Below are 25814 nucleotides of genomic sequence, written 5' to 3' on the forward strand. Positions count from 1 at the left end.
ACAATGGCATTATCACTTGAATACAAAATAAGAGAACCCAAAATAATTTTAGACGAAAATCCACTTTTGTTACTCCTACATGGTTATGGAAGTAATGAAGCTGATTTATTTTCATTTGCCGATGAACTTCCTGAGCAGTATTATGTGATTTCAGCCAGAGCTCCATACGACATGCAATACGGAAGCTACGCTTGGTACGCTATCAACTTTGATGCTGATGAGAATAAATTTTCAGATCACGATCAAGCTAGAATATCTAGAGATGTTATTGTTCAATTTATAGACGAATTAACCGCAACTTATCCCATTGATGCGCAAAATATTGCCTTAATTGGCTTTAGCCAAGGAGCTATTTTAAGCTATGCTGTTGCCTTATCCTACCCCGAAAAAGTACAGAAAATCGTTGCCATGAGCGGGTATTTTAATGCAGAGATTATTAAAGACGGTTATCAAAAAAACAATTTTGATACTTTGAAAATATTTGCATCACATGGAACCGTTGATCAAGTAATACCTGTAGATTGGGCAAGAAAAACACCATCAGTAATGGAAACTTTAGACATTAACACTACCTACAAAGAATATCCTGTGGGACATGGTGTAGCACCACAAAACTTTTATGATTTCAAGAATTGGTTACTTGAAAATTAAATAAAAAAGTCGCAGTTAAATTTAATTTCAACTGCGACTTTTTTATTATTTCTGATATATGAATGATTGATTTACTTCAAATGAAATACTTTCATCATCATTCACAAAGTATTTCAGCAAAACTTCTCCCCACATTTCTCCATCGCTATAATCAGCAATAATCCATCGGTGATTTAAAATTTTCACTTTGTTAATAATAAACTTATTTGCCCCTATTTGATCTTGACCTGTATAAGGATTCCCTTTTGGGTTGGCATTAAAATCCAAAAGTTTTTCAGTGACAAATGGAATTAATTTTTCATATTGAATCATTTTATCATTCGACCCAGATTCAAAATAATTTTGTGCATTTTCATTTTTTTCTAATGAAAAGTAATTAGCACTTTGCAACTCATTTGACAATAATGCAATGCTATCTCTCAATTTTTTAGTGGTTTTATCGTAACGCTTTTGTTCAAATGCAACCTCTTTGCTCAAGAACATGTACGTAAAAATAGTAGATAAAACTGCGAGAATAGTCAAATACAATAAGAATGATTTTTTCATTTTTAGTTTAATTAAATTATAATTTCCAAATTGTCATAAGCAAGATACACGTTCTCAGGAAGTTGTTTTTCTACCTCTTCATGAAAGCCTAATACATGACTAATATGTGTGAGATATGCTTTTTCTGGTTGCACCAAATTTATGAAATCTAAAGCTTCTTTCAAATTGAAATGTGTATCATGCGGCTCTTCCCGTAAGGCATTGATCACTAAAACCTTTAAATTTTTCAATTTTAAAATCTCCTCGTTACTGATTGTTTTCACATCTGTTAAGTACGCAAAATCATCCATTCGATATCCAAAAACCTGCAAACTACCATGAAGTACATCAATAGGAACAATTCTTTTTTCACCCAGTACAAAGGGCTGATTATTGATGACCTCTATTGTTTTCACAGAAGGTGCTCCTGGGTATTTATTGATGGTTTCAAAAACATACGCAAAACGCTCCTTAAGATTATCAATCACTCGTGTATGAGCATAAATAGGAATCTCTCCTTGTTTAAAATTAAAAGGCCTAATATCATCCAGTCCTGAGGTATGATCTGCATGCTCGTGAGTAAACAAAATAGCATCTACTTTTTGACAATTAGACACTAGCATTTGCTGCCTAAAGTCCGGACCACAATCAATAACGAAAGAATAGTCATCCCACGATATCCAAACTGATACTCGCAACCTTTTGTCTTTAAAATCAGTACTCTTACACACGGGATGATTACTCCCTATAACAGGTATGCCTTGAGAGGTGCCCGTTCCTAAAAAATATACTTTCAATTCAATAGATTTTATTTGCAAAAATAGGGTTAATTATCTTTCTTTAATAACCTATTTCATTAACTTTGTAACATATTAGGAATTAAAAAAAATGGATACAGAGATAAAATTAAAAGGTGATAAAATCATCGAACAAATCCCATCAATAAAAGACAAAGCGCTTCGAATAAATTTGAACGAAAATATTTATGGGACCTTTGCTGAAATTGGAGCTGGACAGGAAACTGTAAGACATTTTTTTAGATCTGGTGGTTCTTCTGGAACAATTGCAAAAGCCATGTCTGCTTATGATAAAGACTTTAGTGATGCCGTTTACGGAGTAGAATCGGATGGTAGATACGTTACAGAGAGTAGGTTAAAAAAAATGCTTTCGCATGAAGTAAACCTTATAGAACAAAGATTGAGCCGCGAAAAACATCCTAATAAAATGTTTTTTAGTTATGCAAACACAGTTGCCACAATAGATTTTGCTAAACAATTTAAAGGCCACGGATGGGTAGGAATAAGCTACCAAATTGAACCTGATGAAGATTACAATGAAATTATACTTCACATTCGTTTTAAAGAAACAGATGTAAGATTACAACAAGAAACCTTAGGAATTTTAGGTGTAAACTTAATTTACGGAGCTTTTTATAAATATAATGATCCTAAAAGACTACTTCGCTATTTATATGATCACTTAGATAAAGACCAACTTGAAATTGATACCATAAATTTCTCTGGACCTCGATTTGCAGATGTAGACAACAGATTGATGAGTTTGCAACTCGTGAAAAATGGCATGACTGATGCCGTGATGTTTAACCCTGATGGTAAAAATATTCTTCCAGCAGCCATTTTATACAAAAAAAACATACTTGCTTTTAGAGGAAGTTTTCGACCTGTAACTAAAGTAAATATGGACATGTATGAAAAGTCTTTAAAAATGTTTTTAAATGAAAACAAAGTAGATAAAGACAATACACTCGTTGTTTTTGAAATCACATTATCTAATTTACGTTCTGATGGGGAGATCAACGAAAGGGATTTCATGGATCGTGCTGAGCTTTTATGTTCACTAGGGCAAACAGTTATGATCTCTAATTTTCAAGAATATTATAAAGTTGTAGAATACTTTGCTAATTATACTAAGGCTCGAATGGGTCTAGCATTAGGTGTAAATAACTTAATCGATATTTTTGACGAAAAATACTATCGCCATTTAAGCGGAGGAATTCTTGAAGCTTTTGGGAAATTATTCTATCGCGATATGAAAGTTTTCTTGTATCCAATGATAGGTGAAAACGGTGAAATTATCAACTCTGACAACTTGAAAGTACATCCACGAATGAAAGAACTCTACAAATTCTTTAAATTCAATGGAAAAGTAGTTGATATTGATGATTATGATCCTACAATCTTAAATGTGTTTTCTCGAGAAGTACTCAATATGATCAACCACGGTAAACCAGGATGGGAAAGTATGTTGCCGTCAGGTATTGCTGAAATCATTAAAGAGCATCAACTGTTTGGTTATGCCCCTCAAAAAGTCTTAAACGAAAGCAATTAACTTTTAGCTATAAATGAAAAATCCAGTACACAAGAATACAATCTTGAATACTGGATTTTTTTATTGATGAATTTTTTGTAAATCCTAAATTGAATTATTTTAAGATTTGTGCGGCATGTACTTTGGTTTTCACATCAGATATAACCTCATCAATAAAACCTTCTTCGTTGATAACAAAAGTAGTTCTGTGGATACCATCGTATTCTTTACCCATAAACTTTTTTGGTCCCCAAACACCAAAAGCCTGAATAACTGATTTATCTTCATCAGCAAGCAAAGGAAAAGGAAATTCATATTTGTCTTTAAACTTGGCTTGAGCCTTTGCACTATCAGCACTCACTCCTAATAATGCGTAATTATTAGCCTGGAAGCGTTCAAAATTATCTCTTAAATCACAAGCTTCAGCTGTACATCCAGGAGTACTTGCTTTTGGATAGAAAAAAACAACTAGTTTTTTACCTGCATAATCTGCTAATTGATGTTTTTTACCGTCTTGATCTAAACCTATAAAATCTGGAGCTTTATCTCCTTTAGTTAATGTTGTCATTGTAATAATATTTAATAGTGAAATGGCTTGTTAGTTGCATTTGAAATTAGAATTGATTTTCTTTACAAATCAAATTTAGGAATAATGACCAAACAGGAACGCGTAACTTTTGTTATAAATACGTTAAAAGAATTGTACCCTACAATTCCCATACCGCTAGATCATAAAGATCCTTATACCTTATTGATAGCTGTGTTATTATCTGCTCAATGCACTGATGTGCGGGTCAATCAAATAACCCCAATACTTTTTGCAAAAGCAGATAATCCGTATGATATGGTAAAAATGACTGTAGAAGAAATAAAAGAAATCATTAGACCCTGCGGCTTATCGCCAGTGAAATCCAAAGGAATTCACGGATTATCACAAATCCTAATTGAAAAACATAACGGCGAAGTTCCGCAAAGTTTTGAATTTCTAGAAGAACTTCCTGCTGTGGGCCATAAAACGGCTAGTGTGGTCATGTCTCAAGCTTTTGGAGTACCCGCATTTCCTGTTGATACGCACATTCATAGGTTAATGTACCGCTGGAATTTAACGAATGGTAAGAATGTTGTTCAAACAGAAAAAGATGCTAAGCGTATTTTTCCAGAAGATATATGGAACGACCTGCACCTTCAAATTATTTGGTACGGAAGAGAATATTCACCAGCGAGAGGTTGGGATTTAGAAAAAGATATTATCACCAAAACTATTGGTAGAAAAAAGGTAATCAACGAATATCAAAAAAAAGTAAAACCACAATAAATTAGTGGTTTTACTTTTTAAAACTTAAATTAAAATTTTAATTAGATACTATTTCATAACATCTATTGTCTATTTTTATTACTGTTAGTGCTTTTGAATAGCTCAATAAAAAGGAAACGATTTCCTTTTTTGGTTTCATTAAAGGTAAGGCACTTGCCCTTTTTGAGTATAATTTTGCCATAAATCCTACGCTTTTATTTTAAATTATAACGTAAGAATTAAAGGTATAGTATTAAGTAGTTAAAACAATTTGATGTTTATCAATAACTTTTCTCAAATTGAGTAACGCATAACGCATTCTTCCAAGAGCAGTATTGATACTCACACCTGTTATCTCAGATATTTCCTTGAAACTCATGTCTTGATACATGCGCATGATTAAAACTTCTTTTTGATCAGCAGGAAGCTCTTCAATAATTTTCTTAATATCTATTTGAACTTGATCTGCAATAATTTTATTTTCAATAGAAAGTGAGTCATCAGACATGATTGAAAAAATAGAAAACTCTTCGGTTTCTCTATACAAAGGCATTTTTTTTGATTTTCTAAAATGGTCTACAATCAAATTGTGAGCAATTCGCATGACCCATGGCAAAAACTTACCCTCCTCATTATAGGAATTAGACTTTAAAGTATTAATTACTTTAATAAAGGTATCTTGAAAAATATCATTAGTGATGTCTCTATCGGGTATTTTAGAGTAAATAAAACCGTAGATTTTAGACTCGTGTCTTTTAATTAACTTTGCTAATGCATCCTCGTTTCCAGACACATATTCTTTTACTAATAACGCATCGTTGAGTTGTATATTAACCATAATAGTACTTTTTTAATTTAATAAATTGGGGTATGATTTCTCAAAAAAGTATTTTTATGGAATAGGCTTTGGATTTCGTGGTTATTATTAGTTCAAATTTAACAAAATATTACTTTGAAATGCAAATAAATAAATAAAAATTACATTCACAGTTTTAGAATGTGATAAAATTGTCATAGGAAATTCAAACTATCAATAAAAAACACTAAAAAGATACAATAAACGTGCTCTTTTTAGTGTTTAGAATTGGAAATCAATCTTCACTTTATTGATACACTTTGATGTAATCAATATAAAATTTTTGAGGAAAAATAGTATCATCCACTTCTGGACCACCAAAATTGCCTCCTATGGCCATGTTTATAATAAAATAAAATGGCTGGTTGTATGGCCAAATTGCTTGGTTTTTTAATTCAGGCTGAAAGGTATACACTAACTTAGCATCTACAAAAAATTCTATTTTATCTGGTGTCCACTCTATGGCATACAGGTGAAAACCCTCCTCAATAGACTCGATTTTTGTTTTTTTAGTGTTTATGGTATTTCCATGACTGTCCTGAGTGTGTAGTGATGTAAAAACCATATTGGGCTCTTTACCCACATATTCAAGGATATCAATTTCTCCACACATGGGCCACCCAACTTGATCAATATTAGAACCCAACATCCAAAAAGCAGGCCAAATCCCCTGCCCTACGGGAAGTTTTGCTCTTGCTTCAAATCTACCGTATTGAAATTCTTTTTTCCCTTTGGTAGTAATTCTAGTAGATGTGTATTTATTGTCTGCTTCTTTTTTTGCAGTAATTACCAAGCAACTTTTTTCAATTTTATGATTATCAGCAGTATATAACTGTCTTTCATTATTGCCCCATCCACAATTTGGGCAACCATCACCCAACTCAACATTCCAAGTTTTTTCATTTAATGATTTTCCATTAAAATGTTCTTCCCAAACTAATTTGCGAGTACCCACTTGTGCGAATGAACAATTGAAAATTAGGAAACAAACCAATATATTTTTCATAAATACTTAGTTTTTAAATTTAAAATCTTTTTCGAACTGCGTTACAGAACTACCTCCAACAAAGACTTTAAAGTCTCCTGCTTCGGCTTCCCACTTTCTATTAGCGGTAAAAAATTCAATCATTTTTTCATCAATCGTAAACATTACTTTCTTAGTTTCATTAGGTTGTAACTCTATTAATTCAAAACCTTTAAGTTCTTTTACAGGGCGAGTAACGCTGGCGATCAAATCTCTAATATACAACTGAACTACCTCTTTACCTATTACATTACTTGTGTTTTTAACATTGACCGATACTTGAATAGATCCACCTTTTGCGAAAGCATTAGAAGACAATTCAAAACCTAAATATTCAAATTTAGAATAACTTAAACCATGTCCGAATGGGAATTGAGGCGTGTTTTTCTCGTCAATATAATGAGACCAAAAAACACTTTCTGGTTCATTCATTATAGGTCTTCCCGTATTTTTATAATTGTAATACAAAGGTAGCTGCCCCACGTTGCGCGGGAAAGACATTGGTAGTTTTCCACTTGGATTGTAGTCTCCATATAGTACTTGCGCTATAGCGTTACCACTTTGTGTGCCTAACTGCCATCCCTCTAAAATTGCAGGGATTTTTTCTGCAGCCCACGGAATAGCTAGAGGCCTACCATTGTTTAAAACTAAAACAATATTAGGATTCACTTTATACACTGCCTCTAGTAATTCTTGCTGTACACCTGGTAAATCTATCTCGGTTCTGCTTCTACCTTCTCCAGATTGCAAACCGTGTTCTCCTAAAACCATTACCACAACATCTGCTTGTTTTGCATTTGCAATAGCTTCATCAAAACCTGTTTTATCTGTGTAGTTGATTTTAGTTTCCCAAATAAATTGAGTCCGTCCCACTGAAACATCAGCACCTTTTGAATACGTAAGCTGATTTCCAGAGTATTTTTGCAATCCTTCTAAAACAGAAACCGCCGTATTGTCTTCGGCTGCAATTCGCCAGCTTCCTAATGGACTTGTTTTATCATTTGCCAAAGCACCAATTAACGCTATTTTTTGACCCGATTTTTTTAGTGGTAAAATATTATTGTCATTTTTTAAAAGCACAATTGATTTTTTTGCCATGTCTAAAACACCTTCATGAAACTCGGGTTTACCTACTGCGGATTGCTCTCTTTGTTCATCACAATATCTATAGGGATTGTCAAAAAGGCCCAATTCAAATTTCACTTTCAATATACGTCTTGCAGCATCATCAATAAAGCTTTCTTTTACTTTACCCTCTTTAACCAATGCCACTAAATGGTCTACATAAGCGCTTGATTCCATATCCATATCTGATCCTGCATTGATGGCAATCTCGGCAGCATGTTTGCTATCTTTGGCATATCCGTGAGCTATCATTTCGTTTATAGAACCCCAATCTGAAACTACAAAACCATCAAAATTCCACTCTTTCTTTAAAATATCCCTCTGTAAATACGCATTACCAGTAGCAGGTATGCCATTCAATTCATTGAAGGAATTCATAAAAGTACGCACGCCAGCATCAACAGCAGCTTTAAAAGGAGGAAAAATGGTGTTTTGCAACGTATTTTCGCTTACATCTACGGTATTATAATCTCTTCCTGATTCAGCAAAACCATAACCAGCAAAATGTTTGGCACAAGCCAAAATAGTATTGGTCGCAGCCAAATCATCTCCTTGAAAACCTTGTACGCGAGCCACCGCAATTTTACTTCCAAGGTACGGATCTTCGCCAGCTCCTTCCATAACACGACCCCAGCGTGCATCACGAGCCACATCAACCATGGGAGCAAAAGTCCAATTTAATCCCTCTGCCGAAGCTTCTTCGGCAGCAATAGCCGCTGATTTTTGTATGGCTTGTAAATCCCAACTTGCGGCTTCGGCAAGTGGAATAGGACTAATTGTTTTATACCCGTGAATTACATCGAAACCAAATATCAAAGGAATCTTTAGTCGGGTTTGTTCCACAGCTATTTTTTGCAAAGCACGCACATCCTTTACCCCTTTTACGTTAAGCATAGAACCTACTAAACCTTTTTTTAAGTCCTCGTATTTTTTTGCGGCTTGACCCTCTTTTGGGGTAGGCCCTGTAATGTCCCAAAAACCATTGTATTGATTGAGTTGTCCAACTTTTTCCTCTAAAGTCATCAATTGAAGAACCGAATCAACCTTTCTATCTAATGCGTTTTTTTGCACCAAAGGAGTTGATGGTTGTGTGATTTTTTTACTACAAGCAACTACAATAAATAGGCTGCTTATTATGAGTAGAAATGAATACTTCATTTGTGGTATGTTTATTAAAGCAAAAGGCAGGCAAAAAACCTACCTTTTACTATTATTGCTATTTCAAATATGCTTATTGATAGACTCTTACATAATCAATTTCCATTGAGGACTGACTAAAGGCTGGGTCAATTGCTCCTCCAAAAGTACCTCCCATTGCAACATTTAAAATCAAAAAGAAATCTTTGTTAAATGGCAACGCACTTGTATTTGCAACAGTGTGAAACAAAACATCATCAACATATATTTTTACTGACTCTGGGCTCCAGATGGTTTTGTAAATATGAAATTCAGAAGCAGCATTAGCTATTGTAGTTGAACTTCCATTACCATTACCTCCTGAATTTCCGGGATAATGTAAGGTGCCATATATAGTAGTAGGTTGACTGCCTTTGAATTCCATGATATCAATTTCTCCGCAAGCAGGCCAAGCATTAGTGGCATAATTCTCGCCTAGCATCCATATTGCTGGCCAAGTACCCGCCCCAGTTGTCAATTTAGCTCTCACCTCAACCCTTCCATAGGTAAATTCAAATTTGTTTTCAGACTTCAATCGAGCAGAAGTATAACCTGAACCTACTTTTTTAGCAGTAATTTTTAAGTTCCCACCGGCTACAACTACATTATCACTAGCACTTGTATAAGACTGAGATTCATTATTACCCCAACCTCCTGCACCTAAGTCATAACCCCATTTAGTAGGATCTGGTGCTCCGTCAGTATTGAATTCATCGCTAAATTTCAATACATTGTAATTTGCAGATGGTGGTGTAACTGCTCCAGCTGGAGGTGTTGTGGTAAAGGTATGATACCATGCTAAAAATGGATTACCTGCTTGAATTACTCTTACTCTCATTCTGTTATCCGTTAAAGAAAGTATTTCATAAGAACTTGAACCAACAAAATACCCCATAAAACCTCCATCAGCAATATTTAAAACAGTTCCCCTAGTTTGAGTGGCAGCTCCTGGATTTTTAGAAACAAAAGATTCTGATTTACTCAATGAAACCAATTTTGAACCTGTAGTAACCAAGTCAAAACATGCATCTTCATTAACGCCCTTGAGAGCAGCGTTATAATACGTTTGTCCTTTGTTATCCAATTCAAATTTCATTTGTTGTCCCACTAACGAGAAGGTCATTACACTTTTATACAAACAAGTTGCAGCTTTTTCATTGGCAGCAGCCCTATAAAAAGAGGGGTAATAATTTTGTGTTCCAAAGGTAGGATCAGACCAAGCCACATTAGGACCTACACCCAAATGTTCTGGTTCACTTTGTGCCCAATACCATTTTTTACTAGATCCGCCAGTTAAAAATTGAACTGCTGCTTCATCTTTAAAGTTACTAAACACAGTAACCTCTATTGTTGTGCTAGAAGTCACTCCTCCGGCACCCGATGCTATGATGGTTACAGTATATGTATTGGTACCAGGCGTAGCGAATGGATATTCAAGAATTCCGCTTGGTTGATTTTTGCTTGTGCCATCACTAAAAACGTATTTGTATGAAATTGCGTTTTCGGCGGTACTTACAAATTTTACTTTTCCTGATCCATCTCCATTGGGAAATGCGGCTGATTTTCCAATAATTTCAGCAGTCACTTTTAGATTTGAGGGAGCTTCAATGGCTCCAAATCCTAGATTATCCTCCTGACAATTCACCATTAAAAGCAGGATAAAAACAGAAACTATTTTGATTAGTATTTTTTTCATTTTATTATTTTTTAATTTTTGGTGTATGTTTACTTTTCAACCTATGTTATCCTTATAAAGGTTAATTGTGAAAATATACGTTGTCTACATAAACAGTTGTATTACCCGAAGGTGCTCCGACATAAATTAATTGTGCAATATGTGCTCTTGTAGTTAAACCTGTAAATTGACTCAATGGAATATCAAGACTCACCCACGATCCTTGGGCTGGAGAATTTACTGTTATTTCATGTTCAACATCATCGCCTCCACTAAAAGCTCCATCCGCACCAAAATCAACTAATTTAATCTTGAATTGTGTAAAATCAGAAGACCAAACATCAGTATGAAAGTGAGTCATAGCCGTTGCATTTATAGGAGTTGAAGTAGCCTCAATACCCACAAAATTTAGGGCGCTATATTTTTTAGTTGCATTTCCGCTTATACTCAAATCCGTTAATGTTGCACTAGACCAAGAAGTTCTCCAAGTATCGACAGCTACATTTGTATATGCATCACTAAACATTGAAATCACATTTGCAGCTGAAACAGTTGGTGCAGGGGCAGCTGTTACAGATGCTGCTTTGTTGTAAAAGAAAACATTGTCTACATAAACCGTATTACTTCCTGCTGGAGCTCCTACTAAAATTAATTGCGCAATGTGCGAACGTGTAGTTAATCCTGTAAAATCACTTAAAGGAATGTCTAAACTGACCCATTCCTCTTTTTTAGGGTTAGCAATGGTTATTTCGTGTTCTCTATCATCACCACCGTCAAAAGTTCCGTTTGCACCAAAGTCAACTAGTTTTACTTTGAATTCGGTTACATCAGATGACCAAATATCTAAATGAAAAAATGTCATAGCCGATGCGTTTATAGGAGAAGAAGTAGCCTCTATACCAACAAAATTTAATGCGCTGTATTTTTTTGTTTTATTACCACTGATATCAATATCCTCTAAAGTTGCTTGTGACCAAGAAGTTCTCCAAGTGTCAACCGCAACATTAGTGTAGCTATCGCTAAACATAGATATAACATTAGCAGAAGGAATTGTAGGCACTGGAGCAGCAAATAAATTTGTAACCGTGACTGGAGTTATTTTTTGAGTAGTTGCTGCACCACCGCTCAATGCTACAACACGTACATTGTAAGTTCCAGGGGTTTTGTAGGTGTGCGTAATTACTTGACCTTGCATGAAATCTACAGGAACTTCGTTAGGGACATCACCAAAATAAACTTGAAAAAAAGTCTCTAATTCTGCTTCTGCAGAAACATTTACGCTTAAATTACTACCAATAGCAACAGTAGTCACTAAGTTTTTAGGTGCTAAAAAAGAAACTGTTACGTCTTGAATGGTTTCGGTTTTTTTACCGTTGAGAGTTATCCCAATGATTTTTGCTTTAAAAACTCCTTCGCGATATTTATGCGTGAACGTTTCACCAGGATTCAAAAAAACAGATTTCGTTGTGGCATCTCCAAAGAAGATTTCAAATTGAGTTACTCCTTCACCTTTTGGCAAAAAAGTAACATTCCCTGAGTTATCTTGTGTAATGGTTGTGAGTGCCGACACGTTTTTTGGCGCACCTATAGTTTCTAGATCTACATCATTATTTTCCTCCGTACACCCAAAAGAAAGGGTCAGAATGAAAATACTTAGAATTAATTGTAACTTTTTCATATCTAAATTATGTTAGTTTTTTAATACCCTTGATTTTGTTTCCAATTCCCATTAGAAAACTGAATTTCCTCGATAGGGACAGGAAATAATTCGTGTTTGTTAGCTGTAAATCCTGGGATTTCTTGTGCAGCTTTACCAGTACGAACTAAATCAAAGAAACGATGTCCTTCTCCTACTAATTCTACCCTTCTTTCTGCCAAAATAAAGTCAGTTAATGCCGCTCCCGATGTTGAAATATCATGATTTAAGTCCCCAAAAGCACGTCTGCGAACTAAATTTAGGTATCCTCTTGCTTTTACATCGTCTATTCCACCACGGTTGAAAGCCTCTGCTGCCATTAATAATACATCAGCATATCGAATAGCGCGGTAGTTGTTAGGATTTGTCAAGTTTAAATCACCTTGAGCAGTTGTGCTTCTTTTTCTAGGAATGTACTTTCTGTTAAAAAACCCAGTATGCTCGTATCCTTTTCCAAAAGTTGCTCCTGTGCTAGTAGCCCAAGCCTCAATATCTAGGATGGCTACTGCTTTACGATTGTCACCAGCCTCAAAAGCGTTTACAATTTTTTGCGTAGGCACATTAAAACTAAATCCAGATGAAAACAAAGTACCACTATAACTGCGTGGTCCACTAAAACCTACCGCTACATTCCCTTCACTACATTGGAGACATCCAAAACCGGCACCTTCAACATCAGTATATTGTACCTCAAAAACAGATTCTGCTCCATTTTCGCCTTCATTTTCAAAAATTGAATTATAATTTGAAACTAATGAATACGTCCCTGACGTTATCAACTTATCAAAAGTTGTAGCAGCTGGTGCAAATTTGTTTTGGTACAAATAGGCTTTTCCTAACAAAGCAAGAGCTGCTCCACGAGTTGCTCTCCCTTTTTGAGTTGTTGTTACAGGTAAATTTTCGGAGGCAAAAATTAGATCGGCTTCTATAGATGCATAAACTTCTGATTTTGAAGAACGAGGGATTTTTTTCTCATCTCCTGGAACAAATCTTGCGTCTCCTTTCATCGGGATACCACCAAACCATTTTACTAATTCAAAATGATAGTAAGCTCTTAGAAATCGAGTTTCGGCAATAATTTGGTTTTTGCCTTGAAAATCTGTTTTATTTTTAAATTCTAAGATATAGTTGGCTCTTTGCACTCCAGCAAACATCCAATCCCAGAGATTTTTTAAATTGCTATTCACAGGAGTGTGAATCATATCATCAATTTGCTGAAAACCTGGAGTGTCTGATTGACTTTCGCCACCAGCCAATGTATTATCTGAAGCAATTTCTCCTAAAAGTGAATTAAGATACGTGGTTTGCAACAAATCATAAGCAGCAATCAAGGCATTATCATAGTCCTCTTTTGAGTTGAAATAATTTTCAGAATCAATAGAATATTCCACCGGTCTATCCACAAATTCATCACTACATGAAATGATAGTCATGGCTATAGCTGCTATCATTACGGTTCTAAAAAGATATTTTTTCATTTTAATTCAGATTAAAAATTAATGTTCAAACCTAACAAGTAAGTTCTTGGAATAGGGTAAAAACCATTGTCAATACCTCCACCCAATGGAGCTCCACTTGATGCTCCGGGATCAAAACCTTTGTATTTTGTAAAGGTGTATAAGTTATTTACACCTGCATACAACCTAACTTTTGAAAGACCTGCTTTTTCTATAAAATTAGTGTCAATAGCATATCCTAATTGAATGTTTTGAATTCTTGCATACGAAGCATCTTCAACAAAAAAACTTGAAAAGTTTGAATTTCCTGTTGCTCCTGTAGTAACTCTAGGAGTGCTATTTGTACTTCCTTCACCTGTCCAACGTTCTAATACATAATTAAATCTGTTAACATCTGTTAGATTTCGTTCATAATTTCGAACCATATCATTGCCTACAGAGGCAAAAGTATACATGGCAAAATCAAAGTTTTTGTAGTTCATTTGAACATTGAAACCCATTGTAGCTGCTGGAATTGGATCACCAATATTAGTTCTATCACTGGCATTTAAAACACCATCACCATTTACATCAACAAATCTTAAATCACCTGGACTTGCCTCTGCTCCTAATGATAATTGAGATGGATGCGCACTTACTTCGGCTTGATTCTGAAAAATTCCATCTGTTTTATAGCCGTAGAAATAACCAATTGGTCTACCTACTTCCATTCTTGATGGTGGTTGTTGACCAACTCCAAAGGATCCACCCTCAAGATACCCAATACCATTGTTCACCTCTAGCACTTCGTTTTTCAAGAAAGTAACATTGTATCCTACACTTAATGAAAATGAATCTGAAAATTTATTTTTATAATCTAAAGCTAGCTCTAAACCGGTATTTCTAACCGTACCAGCATTAATTGTAGGTGCATTAGATCCTGGTGCAGCAGCACCATTAATTCCAGAAACAGGAATAAATGGAATTAACAAATCAGCTCTTGTATCAATAAAATAATCTGCAACAAATGATATTTTGTTTTGAAGAAATCTTAAATCCAATCCTACATCAAACTTGCGGGCTTCTTCCCATTTTAAATTAGAATTTGGAATTTGACCTACAGCAAAACCATTTACTAACACATCATTAAAAACGTAAGTAGCCTCTCCATTTAATTGAGAAATATATCCATTGTTAGGGATTTGATCGTTTCCTAAAGTTCCGTAACTTCCTCTAAATTTCATGAAATTAACAAACTTATCTTGACCAAAGAAACTCTCATCAGATACTACCCAACCAGCTGTAAATGAAGGGAAGTATCCCACTTTGTTTCCTGGTCCAAATTTTGTAGAAGCATCACGACGAATCATTGCCGAGAAAAGATACCTCCCTTTATAATCATACTGACCTCTTGCAAAATAAGAAAGTCTACGTTCATCATAATTATACGAACTGTTTGTTACAACCGTTGCTATTCCTCTAGTTAAAGCAATATCAGCAAATTCCCATGAATTATAAGGAACATCAAAACCGGTAGCAAACAAACCATTACCGTACTCTTTAAAAATGGTATTCCCTATAGTTGCTGTGATATTATGAGCATCGGCAATTTTTTTAGTATAGGTACCGTAAATATCAAATGAATAATTATTGTCGTTTATGGCACCTTGAGTTACAGAACTTCTTTGTACATCAAAAACTTTTCCTCCATAACTGATTTGTTTAGAAAATGTTTTAGACTCGCTATTAGACGTATTAAATCCTAGTGAACTAGTAATTACAAAATCTTTAAATAGTTTGTAATCTAACCCAAAATTTCCATTTAACTTCTTGAAGTTATAATCGTTATAGGTATTTGCAATTTGAGCTAAAGGATTTATTATTTCGTTACCAAGACCCGTACCTGCAAGAGTAAAATCACCATTAGCATCATACGGTTTTAGTGTAGACGGCATATTCAACGCATTAAATAACACCGAACCTAAACCACCTTCATTAAGTGTATTTCTGGTAAAATAAGTATAAATTACATTGGTTTTTAATTTCAATCTATCAGTAACATCAGCACCAAGTGCAATTCTTGCAGTGTTTCTTAAAAAGCCTGATTTTTTTTCTCCAATGATCCCCTCTTGATCAATGTGAGACCCACTCACTGCATAAGTTATTTTATCAGATCCTCCAGAGAAAGAAATATCATGATTGATTATTGGAACTGAAGTACTAAAAATTTCATTCTGCCAGTCTGTTCCTTTACCCAATCCAGAAACATTTGGAAAAGGAATTGCGTTACCACCATTAGCATAACTTTCATTTAGTAATAATGCATATTCAGTGGCATTAAGAGTCGGTAATTTTCTTGAAGTTTCTTGAAAGCCAGTATAGGCATTGTAACTAATTTTAGATTTGGTATTCTTTTTACCTGATTTGGTTGTAATCAAGATAATACCATTGGCACCAATAGTACCATAAATGGCAGCTTGAGCATCTTTTAATACCGTAATCGTTTCTATATCATTAGGATTTAGTAAGCCTAACTCCCCTACATAACCATCTATAATAGTAGTAGGTCTATTTTCTCCATTCGTAGCAATACCTCTAATTCTTATATCTAAAGCTGCTCCAGGTGCTCCAGATGTGGAGGTTACATTTACTCCAGACACCGTTCCTTGCAATGCTTGTTCTACTCTAACTGGTTTTAATACCTCAAGTGTTTTGCTATCTACAACAGAAACTGCTCCTGTTACTTCTCGCTTTTTTTGTGATCCGTAACCAATGACAACAATTTCGTCTAATGTATTTGCATCTTCTTTTAAAACAATAGAAAGGTTTTGCGTGGCTTGTGTAACTTTATATTCTACACTTTTAAAACCTACGAAAGAGAATATTAAAACGGAATTAGGCGAAACACCTTTTACATAAAAACGACCATCAAAATCTGTTGTGGTTCCTGATGAAGAATTTTTTACTTGAATATTTACCCCTGGTATTGGTAAACCAGAACTTGCCTCTTTGACAACACCTCCTACATCATACCCTTGAGAAAAACCCAAAGTAGTTATGAATAGAAAAAAGATTAATAGATAGTTTGACTTCATAATTTATGTTTTTTGTGAATTATAAAATTAACACCTAAAGACTGCTAATTTGTAAATTAGAACCACAACAAAAAACATACAAAGCAAAAAAAAAGTAGTATTACTGATGATTTCTCAATTTATCACCTAATTTGCTGTGAAATCTAAATCTTAATAAAATCTTAAATCCCCAAAAAAAATCAACGACAACGTTAATGTTGTGGTAATGTATAGTTTTTTTGACCCAAAAAGTTGCAACCTATACAGCTAAAATGTACTCTACAAGTCCTTGCTCATGAGATAATTCCATTTTTTTACGCAAACGGTATCGTTTTATCTCTACACTTCGTACCGATATGTTCAATAAAGGCGCAACTTCTTTTGAGGATAGATTAAGTCTTAAATAAGCGCATAATCTTAAATCATTTGGAGTTAATGTAGGATGCGCCGCCTTCATTTTTTTCAAGAAATCTTTATCGGTACTATCAAATGCCTCTTTAAAAATACTCCAACTATCTCCTTGATTGATGTTTTTATTTATGGTAGAAATTACAGATTTTATACTTTTATTGCCATCCTCAGTTGTTTTTTTCAAATCTTCTTTGATAAAAGCCAACAACTCATTTTTACTATTCAAACTCATGGTAGATGCAGCCAATTCTTTATTTTTTGAATCAACCACTTGAGAAAGTTGTTCGTTTTTTATTCGCATAACCTCTTGCTCGTTCTCCAACTCTTTTATTTCTAGCAAAAGATTGTTTTCCTCTATTAATTTTTTTTCTAATTGCTCATAATAGCGTTTGTAAGCCTTGTGTATAAATCTTGCTGCTAAGACCAGCACAATTAAATAAATCAAAAGTGCAACATGAGTAAAATACCAAGGTTTGTTTATTCTAAACGAATAGGATATGGTACTATCTAAAGTGGAATTAGCATATTTTGCTCTAACTTTTAAGGTATAATTCCCAGGAGGTAGATTCTTAAAATTAACGGATGACTTTGCACTCCATTCACTCCACTCCTCTTGAAACCCTTCCAGTAAGTACTGAAACTCTACATTTATATATTTATTGAACTCTGGTACAGCATAAAAAACTGTAATGTTATTTTCATCATGATCAAAACTACCCTCACTTAGAATACTTTGGTTTTGAAACGATTCGTTTTGTTTATTTGTAGTTATTGCTGATAATGAAACGTTGTAATTCTTTAATCCTAGTTCATTTAAATTTAAAATATAATATCCATCCGTAGTTCCTATTAAATAATTGGAGTGAGAAATTTGAGTTATATTTTCATATCCCAACATAGAGTTTGTCAAAGCTGCTGGTATGGGAATTAAATTTTGAACAAGCTGATTACTAAATTTACTAAGAGAAAAATAATGAATGTAATTTTTTGAAAACAACCAAATCTTATTAGAATTGTCAACAATTAATTTTCCAGATGTGTATTCATCTTTTTCAAAAACAGTACTCAATACTTTGTCTTTTACAAACTGTTTAGATTTTTGATTCAGTTTAAAAATACCTGCTTTATTAGCATAATAAATTTCATTATTAAAGGTAGTTAAGCTTGCATTTTTCCCTTTTTGAGGTGTTTTGTAAGTCTGTACTCGTTGTACTTTCAATAGATCTTTATCAAGTTCCAGTCTATAAATTCCTTTGTATTCATGACTTACGTATACATCTGAATTTTTTGAAATCTCAAAGTACTTAGACGAATAATCAAAACCTGTGATTTTATTTCTAAAAATCCATTGATTATTTCTTTTTTCTAAAACTGAAATACCGAAATAATTGCCCTGTAATAGTACTGTTTTATTATTCTTTACCTTTTCAAATTTCCAAGTTCCAGAGGCCGAGAAAATATTCTTAGCCATCCCATTCTCAACAATAAATGTCCCTGAATCATGACCACAAAAAAGCGTACCATCATGTTCAAATAAAGACCATACTTGACCTTTAGTACCACTCACAAAACGAAATTCCTCCTGTACAGAATCCTTTTTAAAAAACAACCCTTGATTTGTTCCTACATATAAATTACCGTTACATTTTAAAGAGGTATAAACGGTGCCCAATATTCCTGTATCATCACTATAATTTTGTATGGGTGAACGCAAATTGATACAATTGATACCATTGTCAAGTCCCAACCATACATTTTGATCAACATCTTCATAGAGCGATAAAACAGTATTATTACTCAATCCTTTATTTTGAGTGATATGAAATTTCAATTTACCTGCTGAATCAAGTATAAAAACACCATTTGAAATAGTTCCTAAGGCAAAACTTCCGTCACTTAACCTCTGACTGCAATACACATTTCCTGTTGCAAATTCATCGTCTACATCTGTTTTTATTTTTTTTAAACGTTTATCAATAAGTTTAAAAAAACCATTTTGTTGCGTTTGTAAAAGGAGTCCATCATCGTCAGCAAAAATATTTACCAACTTATTTTGCAATACAATTTGATCATTGGTTACAAGACGATACGTACCACTTTCTATTTCAAAAAGACCTTCATTTGCTATTTGAAAATAAATTGCATCTTTAGTACGAAAAGATTTAGTAATGTTATTTTTTGGACTAATTATGTTAAAAGTATCGGTCTTAGTATCATAAATATACATTCTATTTAAAGACTGAAAAACAACCCATTGTTCAAAATCTAAAACATTCCAAAACTGTTCATCATCAAGAATTTTGTTTTTTATTTTTTTACTTAAGGAATAGTATTTAAGTTTCCCGTTGGATATTCGTTTCCAAAAACCAAATTCCATGTAGGCACCAGAATAAATTTTATTCCCTATAACTTTTACAGATCGTATAATGGTTTCGTTTGGAGACGGGTTCAGTTCCCAGTTAGCACCATTAAATTCTAGTAGTCCTTCATTATTTGCTAGATAAATAAATTGCTTTTTATCCTGTGAAATCATCCAGTTTTGATTTCCTGCGCCATACGTTGCAGAACTATATTTTACAATAGGCGGGAGTTCTTGTGAAAAGGCACAAAAACAGCATAAAAAAAGAATAAGGTATAACTTTGTTTTCAATGGTAGCGTTCGTTTGTTTTGTCAAAAATAAATCTAAAAATAGTACTTATTTATCGGATGGAAAACATAAATACCATACAAGGCCAAAATTGACTTTTAATCCTCAGTTTTAATCATTATTTGTGAGTTGTTCATCCTAAAATCTCTGTTCAAAATTGATTACTTTTGTAAAAATTATCATTTTTATGCAAGTTGACCTTTCTAAACTAGACCCAAAGAAAAATATCATTATAAAAGGAGCGCAAGTACACAATTTAAAAAACGTGGATGTTGCTATACCTAGAAATAAACTAGTGGTTATTACAGGTCTTTCAGGATCTGGAAAATCAAGCTTAGCATTTGATACTTTATACGCCGAGGGACAGCGTAGGTATGTAGAAAGCTTATCCTCTTATGCCCGTCAATTTCTTGGCAGACTCGATAAACCAAAGGTAGAATATATTAAAGGTATTGCTCCAGCTATTGCCATTGAACAAAAGGTAAATACTACAAATGCACGTTCAACTGTGGGTACTTCTACAGAAATTTATGATTATATAAAATTACTTTTTGCCAGAATAGGACGCACTTATTCCCCAGTTTCTGGTGTTGAAGTCAAAAAAAATACAGTAACTGATGTTGTAAATGCGGTCAAAAAGCTAGAACAAAACAGCAAATGGTTGTTATTAGCTCCCATTCATTTAGAACCCGGACGCAAACTACAAGACAAACTTAATGTTCTTTTGCAACAAGGTTTTGCTAGAATATTGGTAAATAATGAAATGGTTAGGCTAGATTCTGTTCCTGAAGCTATAAACGATAAAGAAATTTATTTAATAGTGGATCGTATTGTGGTTAACCAAGATCCCGAAGTTGAAGAAGAATTTTACAACCGCCTTGCCGATGCAGTTCAAACTGCTTTTTTTGAAGGGAAAGGTGTTTGCTACTTACAAGAATTAAACACCCATATCAAACTTACTTTTTCAAATAATTTTGAACTGGATGGCATCACTTTTTTAGAACCAAATGTTCATTTATTTAGTTTCAATAATCCTTATGGCGCCTGCCCAGTGTGCGAAGGCTACGGAAACATTATTGGAATAGATGCTGAGCTTGTAGTACCCAACACCACTTTATCTATTTTTGAAAATGCTATTTTTCCATGGCGTGGTGATAGTATGAGTTGGTATCGTGACGAGTTAGTTAACAAAGCTTACAAATTTGATTTTCCCATTCACAAACCTTTTTATCAACTTACTGAAGAACAAAAAGAAGTGATTTGGACAGGAAATGGCTATTTTCAAGGCTTGAATGATTTTTTTAAAGAGCTTGAAGAAAAAAACTATAAAATCCAAAATAGAGTAATGCTTTCTCGCTATCGAGGCAAGACAAAGTGTACCGCATGTAAAGGAAAAAGGTTGCGTGTAGAAGCTTCCTATGTTAAGATTAATCAAAAAACAGTTTCTGATTTGGTTGATTTACCAATAAAACACTTGGTTACTTTTTTCAAAAACTTAGAATTAAATTCTTATGAAAAACAAATAGCCAATAGATTGCTAATTGAAATCAACAACAGGTTATCTTTTTTAACCGAGGTAGGTCTTGATTACTTAACACTCAATAGAAATTCAGCAACACTGTCCGGTGGTGAATCACAACGTATTAACTTAGCTACTTCACTTGGTAGTAGCTTGGTAGGATCTATGTATATCTTGGATGAGCCAAGCATTGGTTTACACCCAAAAGATACTGAAAGATTAATAAAGGTTCTGCTTTCTTTACGCGACTTAGGTAATACTGTAATTGTTGTAGAGCATGACGAGGATATTATGAAAGCGGCTGATATGATCATTGACATTGGCCCAGAAGCTGGTAGTTTTGGTGGAAATTTAGTGGCTCAAGGAACATTTGACGAGATATTAAAATCTACTTCACTTACTGCAAAATATCTGAATGGTGATTTAGAAATTTCGGTACCAAAAAAACGCCGACAGTTTAAGAACTTCATAGAAATTAAAGGAGCTCGCGAAAACAACTTACAAAATATTGATGTAACATTCCCGCTAGATGTATTAACGGTCATTACAGGTGTTTCAGGTAGTGGAAAAAGTACACTGGTAAAGAAAATTCTTTTTCCAGCTATGCAAAAAAAGCTAGAAAATATTGGTGAGAAAGCGGGACAATTCTTAGAAATATCAGGTTCGTTTTCGCAAATAAAACATATCGAATATGTAGATCAAAACCCCATAGGTAGAAGCTCACGTTCAAATCCGGTAACGTATATTAAGGCATATGACGACATTCGTGATTTGTATGCCAAAGAAAAACTTTCAAAAGTTAGAGGATACCAAGCCAAACATTTTTCATTTAATGTTGATGGTGGGCGCTGCGAAACCTGCAAAGGAGAAGGATCTATCAACGTAGAGATGGTATTCATGGCTGATGTGCAATTGCCCTGTGAAACCTGCCATGGAAAACGATTTAAAAAAGAAGTTTTAGAGGTAGCGTTTGAAGGGAAAAATATTCATGAAATTCTAACCTTGACTATAGATGATGCAATTGCTTTTTTTACAGCTCAGAAACAAACAAAAATAACTCAAAAACTACAACCTCTTCAAGATGTAGGTTTGGGTTATGTACAACTAGGACAATCATCCTCTACCCTTTCTGGCGGAGAAGCACAGCGTATAAAACTGGCTTCATTTTTAGTAAAAGGAGCCACAAAAGACAAAGCCTTATTTGTTTTTGATGAACCCACAACCGGTTTACATTTTCATGATATTAAGAAACTATTGGCGTCTTTTGATGCTTTAATAGAAAAAGGACACTCCATTATTGTAATTGAACACAATCTAGACTTAATAAAATGTGCCGACTGGTTAATTGATCTTGGTCCCGAAGGAGGAGAAAATGGAGGGAAATTATTAGCGGTTGGTACTCCAGAGCAGGTTGTGAAAAATAAAGAATCTATTACTGGAACCTATTTAAAAGCAGTTCTAAAGTAATAAAAAAGCCGATATACTTGAAAAAGTATATCGGCTTTTAATATTTGTTCTATGTTATTTAGAATCGGTATCCTAAGCTAATTCCGCTTCTTACACCACCCCATGGACCACTCACATTAATCTTAGCACCACGAGCATTCACCTCTGTTTTTATATCCGATAATGGAAGTTCAATATTATCTAGTTCTTTTTTCAACTCTTGTTGTTCAAAAGTAGTTAAGTTTCTATCAGTTATTCCCACAAAATCACCTTTTGAAGTACCATAATGAGGACCTACGATCCACCAATCAAGTATGATATGTTTGCCTAAATTAAACTGAGCACCTAATTGTAACCCAAAAGAATTAGCCGAAAGCTTACCACCCATAGCTAGATTTTGCTCTGTTACACCTGCAACGTCACTGCTAAAAGTAAAATTTACATTGTTAATATCATACTGTACATTTCTATAAAAAGGAGCTACATAAAATCCTTTTCCATACCCTTTTCCTAAGTAAAATCTAATCTCTGGAGTAAAAGCTTTGTAACCCAATTCTGCATTTTCAAAAATACCTTGAGTATCTGTATTATCAGCTGTTAAATCATTTAGTTGTGTTCTAAATGGCACAGCTCCTTTTGGAATAAAACTATACCCTACAACAAGTCCAATGCGCTTAGTAAGACTTCTTTCGTATTGCAACTGATAGTTCCCAAAAATTAAACTGGTTAAACTGATTTTAAAGTTGTTCTTTTTTGGAGAATCTACATCATCACTGATAGTGATACGTTCTTTACTATCAATTTCTCCAGGAGATTGTGCAACAGCAATACTAATGTTAAACAGCACAGCTGCAAGGATAAGTAATTTACATTTCATAATGAGTCTATTAAATATTTGAATATTGATTTCAAAAATAAGAAAAATTATCCCATGTAGCATTTTTCCTCAAATGGATTTCCATCCTCATCTATAGCTATTAGAATTTTTTTAGCTTTTGATGAAACTTGCGTAATGTAAATCCATACAAAAGACCATAACCCTAAAGTTGCACAAAAAATTGCAAAATTATAGATGTGGTTTACTTTCTTTTTCTTTTTCAATAATACCGCATAAGGAAGTTTATCATTGCGTTCCACGACTACAAATCCTTCTTTAGTTTTTCCTTTCAAAAGAGTTGAAAATTTAACCAAGTTAGCATTTATGCTTTCTGCTTGTGACTTTGTATGTACCATTTAAATGAGTCCTTTTGTACTTTATATTATTTTATAATGCACCACAAAATTACCATCTTAATCACACACCAACAATACCCACTTTTAGTGATATTTTAATTATTTTTAATGAAAAATTCAAACTAGAAATCCAAGAGAATTTAATAACAAGAAATAGACTAATATACCTTTAAAATTAGGGTTTACAGTTGCGATAATTCTTTACAAAAACTTTATTTTTTTGAGAACCAAATTTATAGCATCATTGATCTCATTTGATACAACAAATTTATAATTAACATAAACATACAATACTGTAATCAAGATTGATTTCAGTAAAATATTTAAAATAGGATTAAAAGGAAAATCCCAAAAATAAAACATAAGAAACAATAAAAATGTAATTGCTAGTGAATGTAAAGTTTGCTTTGTAAAAGGATATAAGTGCAATCTTTTGACAACAAAAAGCAACTTAGCTATACTGTACAATGTTATAGAAACCAATGTGGCAAATGCAGAACCCATAATACCGTAAAGAGGAATAAAAATAGCATTTAAACCAATGGCTACCACTACTAAAAATACACCTAAAAATAAAACGGCACGATAGTATTTTGTATTAAAAATAATTGCATTATTGTTCCCCAGAATCAAATCAAAGTACTTAGAAATTCCAATCATAAAAACCACTAATATTCCACCACTATATTCTTTCGGAACAATTTCATACAACTGATTAATATTAACAAAAATACCTAGCATTACAAAACCACCAACAACTTGCAGATTTATAGATGTTTTTTTATACAATACATTCAACTCCGTGAGTTTGTTATCGTGCATTAATTTTGCAGTAATAGGATAAACAATTTGATGCATGGCTCGACTAGGAACGGATATCACTAACGCTATAAAGGTTGCAATAGAGTAATACGCAATATTATCAATAACCATGTATTGGTTAAGCATAATTTTATCTCCATCCAAAAGTAAATTGGCAACACTACCTGATAAAATGATATAAAAAGTATACTCTAAAATGTCTTTAACGTTTTTAGGTACTGCGATTTGAAAACTAGGCATCTTGATATAAAAAGCATAAGCCATAGTGACTACAAGTGCCAAAAAGTAAATCCCAGCTGTAATATATATAAAATCAACAATGGTAATCCACTTATAATAGACTCCTACTAATGCTAGTAATGACAACAATCTAAGTCCAACCTCTTTAATAAAATTACCAAAAACGGAGTGCATATGCACTCGTGCCCAAGCATAAAATATTTCGAAATAAGCCATTGACAACCCAATAAAGGGTATCAACCAAATAAAATCTTTTACAATTGGATTTTTCTTAGAAACAAAAAACAAAATGTCATCAAAAAATAAAAACCCAATAAAGATTAAGGGAATCGATAATAATAGCGGAAACAAAACCGTAAAGGATAAAAACTGAGCTTTTTCCTCATCTGTTTTGTATTGAGAATAAAACTTGACTAATGTATTTTGCATCCCTATTGCAAACAAAGGCATAATCACATTGGCAACAGATAAAATATAATTAGCTAGAGCGTAATACGTAGCACCCAAAAAAATAGGATATAAATAAAGTGTATTCACTGCTCCAATTCCAAAACCGGCGTAGGTAATTATGGTATTCTTTAATGATTGATTTAATACTATTCCCATTATTTTATGATTGTAAAACACAAACAGGT

Annotated in this window: 18 protein-coding genes; 4 read left to right on the forward strand and 14 right to left on the reverse strand. The window is 33.6% G+C overall.

The genetic code is table 11. From position 1 onward, the window contains the following. Positions 1–3: 3 nt before the first annotated feature. Entirely contained in the window at positions 4–651 is a 648-nt protein-coding gene (locus DNC80_RS06880; RefSeq protein ID WP_182650375.1) for an alpha/beta hydrolase, read from the forward strand. Positions 652–696: 45 nt separating this feature from the next. On the opposite strand, the gene DNC80_RS06885 is transcribed toward DNC80_RS06880, so the two are convergent. Together DNC80_RS06885 and DNC80_RS06890 are read right to left on the reverse strand one after the other, a co-directional pair. Further along, positions 697–1197: a hypothetical protein gene (locus DNC80_RS06885; protein WP_158729037.1), complete on the reverse strand. Its 501-nt coding sequence runs from the start codon at positions 1195–1197 to the stop codon at positions 697–699. An 11-nt stretch (positions 1198–1208) separates the two neighbouring features. Beyond that, positions 1209–1973, reverse strand: coding sequence for an MBL fold metallo-hydrolase (locus tag DNC80_RS06890; protein WP_182650377.1), 765 nt, complete (start codon positions 1971–1973; stop codon positions 1209–1211). A gap of 91 nt (positions 1974–2064) precedes the next feature. On the opposite strand from DNC80_RS06890, the gene DNC80_RS06895 reads away from it, so the two are divergent. Beyond that, complete coding sequence (locus tag DNC80_RS06895; RefSeq protein ID WP_144892448.1) at positions 2065–3525, forward strand: TonB-dependent receptor; 1461 nt, start codon at positions 2065–2067, stop codon at positions 3523–3525. Positions 3526–3619: 94 nt separating this feature from the next. Here the strand turns inward: DNC80_RS06895 and bcp are convergent, their stop codons facing one another. Beyond that, positions 3620–4072 (reverse strand): thioredoxin-dependent thiol peroxidase, encoded by a 453-nt coding sequence (bcp, locus tag DNC80_RS06900; RefSeq protein WP_182650379.1) that lies wholly within the window; start codon positions 4070–4072, stop codon positions 3620–3622. Positions 4073–4156: 84 nt separating this feature from the next. Between bcp and nth the strand changes: the two genes are divergently transcribed. Further along, positions 4157–4819 carry an endonuclease III gene (gene nth / locus DNC80_RS06905; protein ID WP_182650380.1) on the forward strand — a complete coding sequence of 221 codons (663 nt, stop codon included), beginning with the start codon at positions 4157–4159 and terminating at the stop codon, positions 4817–4819. A gap of 232 nt (positions 4820–5051) precedes the next feature. Here the strand turns inward: nth and DNC80_RS06910 are convergent, their stop codons facing one another. The 8 genes from DNC80_RS06910 to DNC80_RS06945 form a co-directional block, all read right to left on the reverse strand. Further along, positions 5052–5636 carry an RNA polymerase sigma factor gene (locus tag DNC80_RS06910; RefSeq protein WP_144892454.1) on the reverse strand — a complete coding sequence of 195 codons (585 nt, stop codon included), beginning with the start codon at positions 5634–5636 and terminating at the stop codon, positions 5052–5054. Positions 5637–5901: 265 nt separating this feature from the next. After that, positions 5902–6660, reverse strand: a complete 759-nt coding sequence (locus DNC80_RS06915) for a family 16 glycosylhydrolase (RefSeq protein WP_182650382.1) — start codon at positions 6658–6660, stop codon at positions 5902–5904. 6 nt (positions 6661–6666) lie between these two features. Further along, on the reverse strand, positions 6667–8961 hold the full coding sequence (gene bglX, locus DNC80_RS06920) for a beta-glucosidase BglX (RefSeq protein ID WP_182650384.1): 2295 nt from the start codon (positions 8959–8961) through the stop codon (positions 6667–6669). Between the two features lie 73 nt (positions 8962–9034). After that, positions 9035–10675, reverse strand: coding sequence for a family 16 glycosylhydrolase (locus tag DNC80_RS06925; RefSeq protein ID WP_182650386.1), 1641 nt, complete (start codon positions 10673–10675; stop codon positions 9035–9037). A 61-nt stretch (positions 10676–10736) separates the two neighbouring features. Beyond that, complete coding sequence (locus tag DNC80_RS06930) at positions 10737–12332, reverse strand: PKD domain-containing protein (protein WP_182650388.1); 1596 nt, start codon at positions 12330–12332, stop codon at positions 10737–10739. Between the two features lie 20 nt (positions 12333–12352). After that, positions 12353–13828 (reverse strand): RagB/SusD family nutrient uptake outer membrane protein, encoded by a 1476-nt coding sequence (locus DNC80_RS06935; protein WP_182650390.1) that lies wholly within the window; start codon positions 13826–13828, stop codon positions 12353–12355. Positions 13829–13839: 11 nt separating this feature from the next. Further along, positions 13840–16881 carry a TonB-dependent receptor gene (locus tag DNC80_RS06940; RefSeq protein WP_182650392.1) on the reverse strand — a complete coding sequence of 1014 codons (3042 nt, stop codon included), beginning with the start codon at positions 16879–16881 and terminating at the stop codon, positions 13840–13842. Positions 16882–17119: 238 nt separating this feature from the next. Then, positions 17120–19921 carry a triple tyrosine motif-containing protein gene (locus DNC80_RS06945; RefSeq protein WP_255493186.1) on the reverse strand — a complete coding sequence of 934 codons (2802 nt, stop codon included), beginning with the start codon at positions 19919–19921 and terminating at the stop codon, positions 17120–17122. Between the two features lie 185 nt (positions 19922–20106). Here DNC80_RS06945 and uvrA point away from each other — a divergent pair, with 185 nt between their 5' ends. Further along, entirely contained in the window at positions 20107–22905 is a 2799-nt protein-coding gene (uvrA, locus tag DNC80_RS06950; RefSeq protein WP_182650394.1) for an excinuclease ABC subunit UvrA, read from the forward strand. A gap of 58 nt (positions 22906–22963) precedes the next feature. Here the strand turns inward: uvrA and DNC80_RS06955 are convergent, their stop codons facing one another. The 3 genes from DNC80_RS06955 to DNC80_RS06965 form a co-directional block, all read right to left on the reverse strand. Further along, on the reverse strand, positions 22964–23761 hold the full coding sequence (locus tag DNC80_RS06955; RefSeq protein WP_182650396.1) for a DUF3575 domain-containing protein: 798 nt from the start codon (positions 23759–23761) through the stop codon (positions 22964–22966). A 47-nt stretch (positions 23762–23808) separates the two neighbouring features. After that, positions 23809–24117, reverse strand: a complete 309-nt coding sequence (locus DNC80_RS06960; RefSeq protein ID WP_182650398.1) for a hypothetical protein — start codon at positions 24115–24117, stop codon at positions 23809–23811. 201 nt (positions 24118–24318) lie between these two features. Further along, on the reverse strand, positions 24319–25785 hold the full coding sequence (locus DNC80_RS06965; RefSeq protein WP_182650400.1) for a lipopolysaccharide biosynthesis protein: 1467 nt from the start codon (positions 25783–25785) through the stop codon (positions 24319–24321). Positions 25786–25814 lie beyond the last annotated feature (29 nt).

Origin of the sequence: Flavobacterium sp. SOK18b (assembly GCF_014156605.1) — a bacterium.
GTDB classification, from domain to species: Bacteria; Bacteroidota; Bacteroidia; order Flavobacteriales; family Flavobacteriaceae; genus Flavobacterium; species Flavobacterium tiangeerense.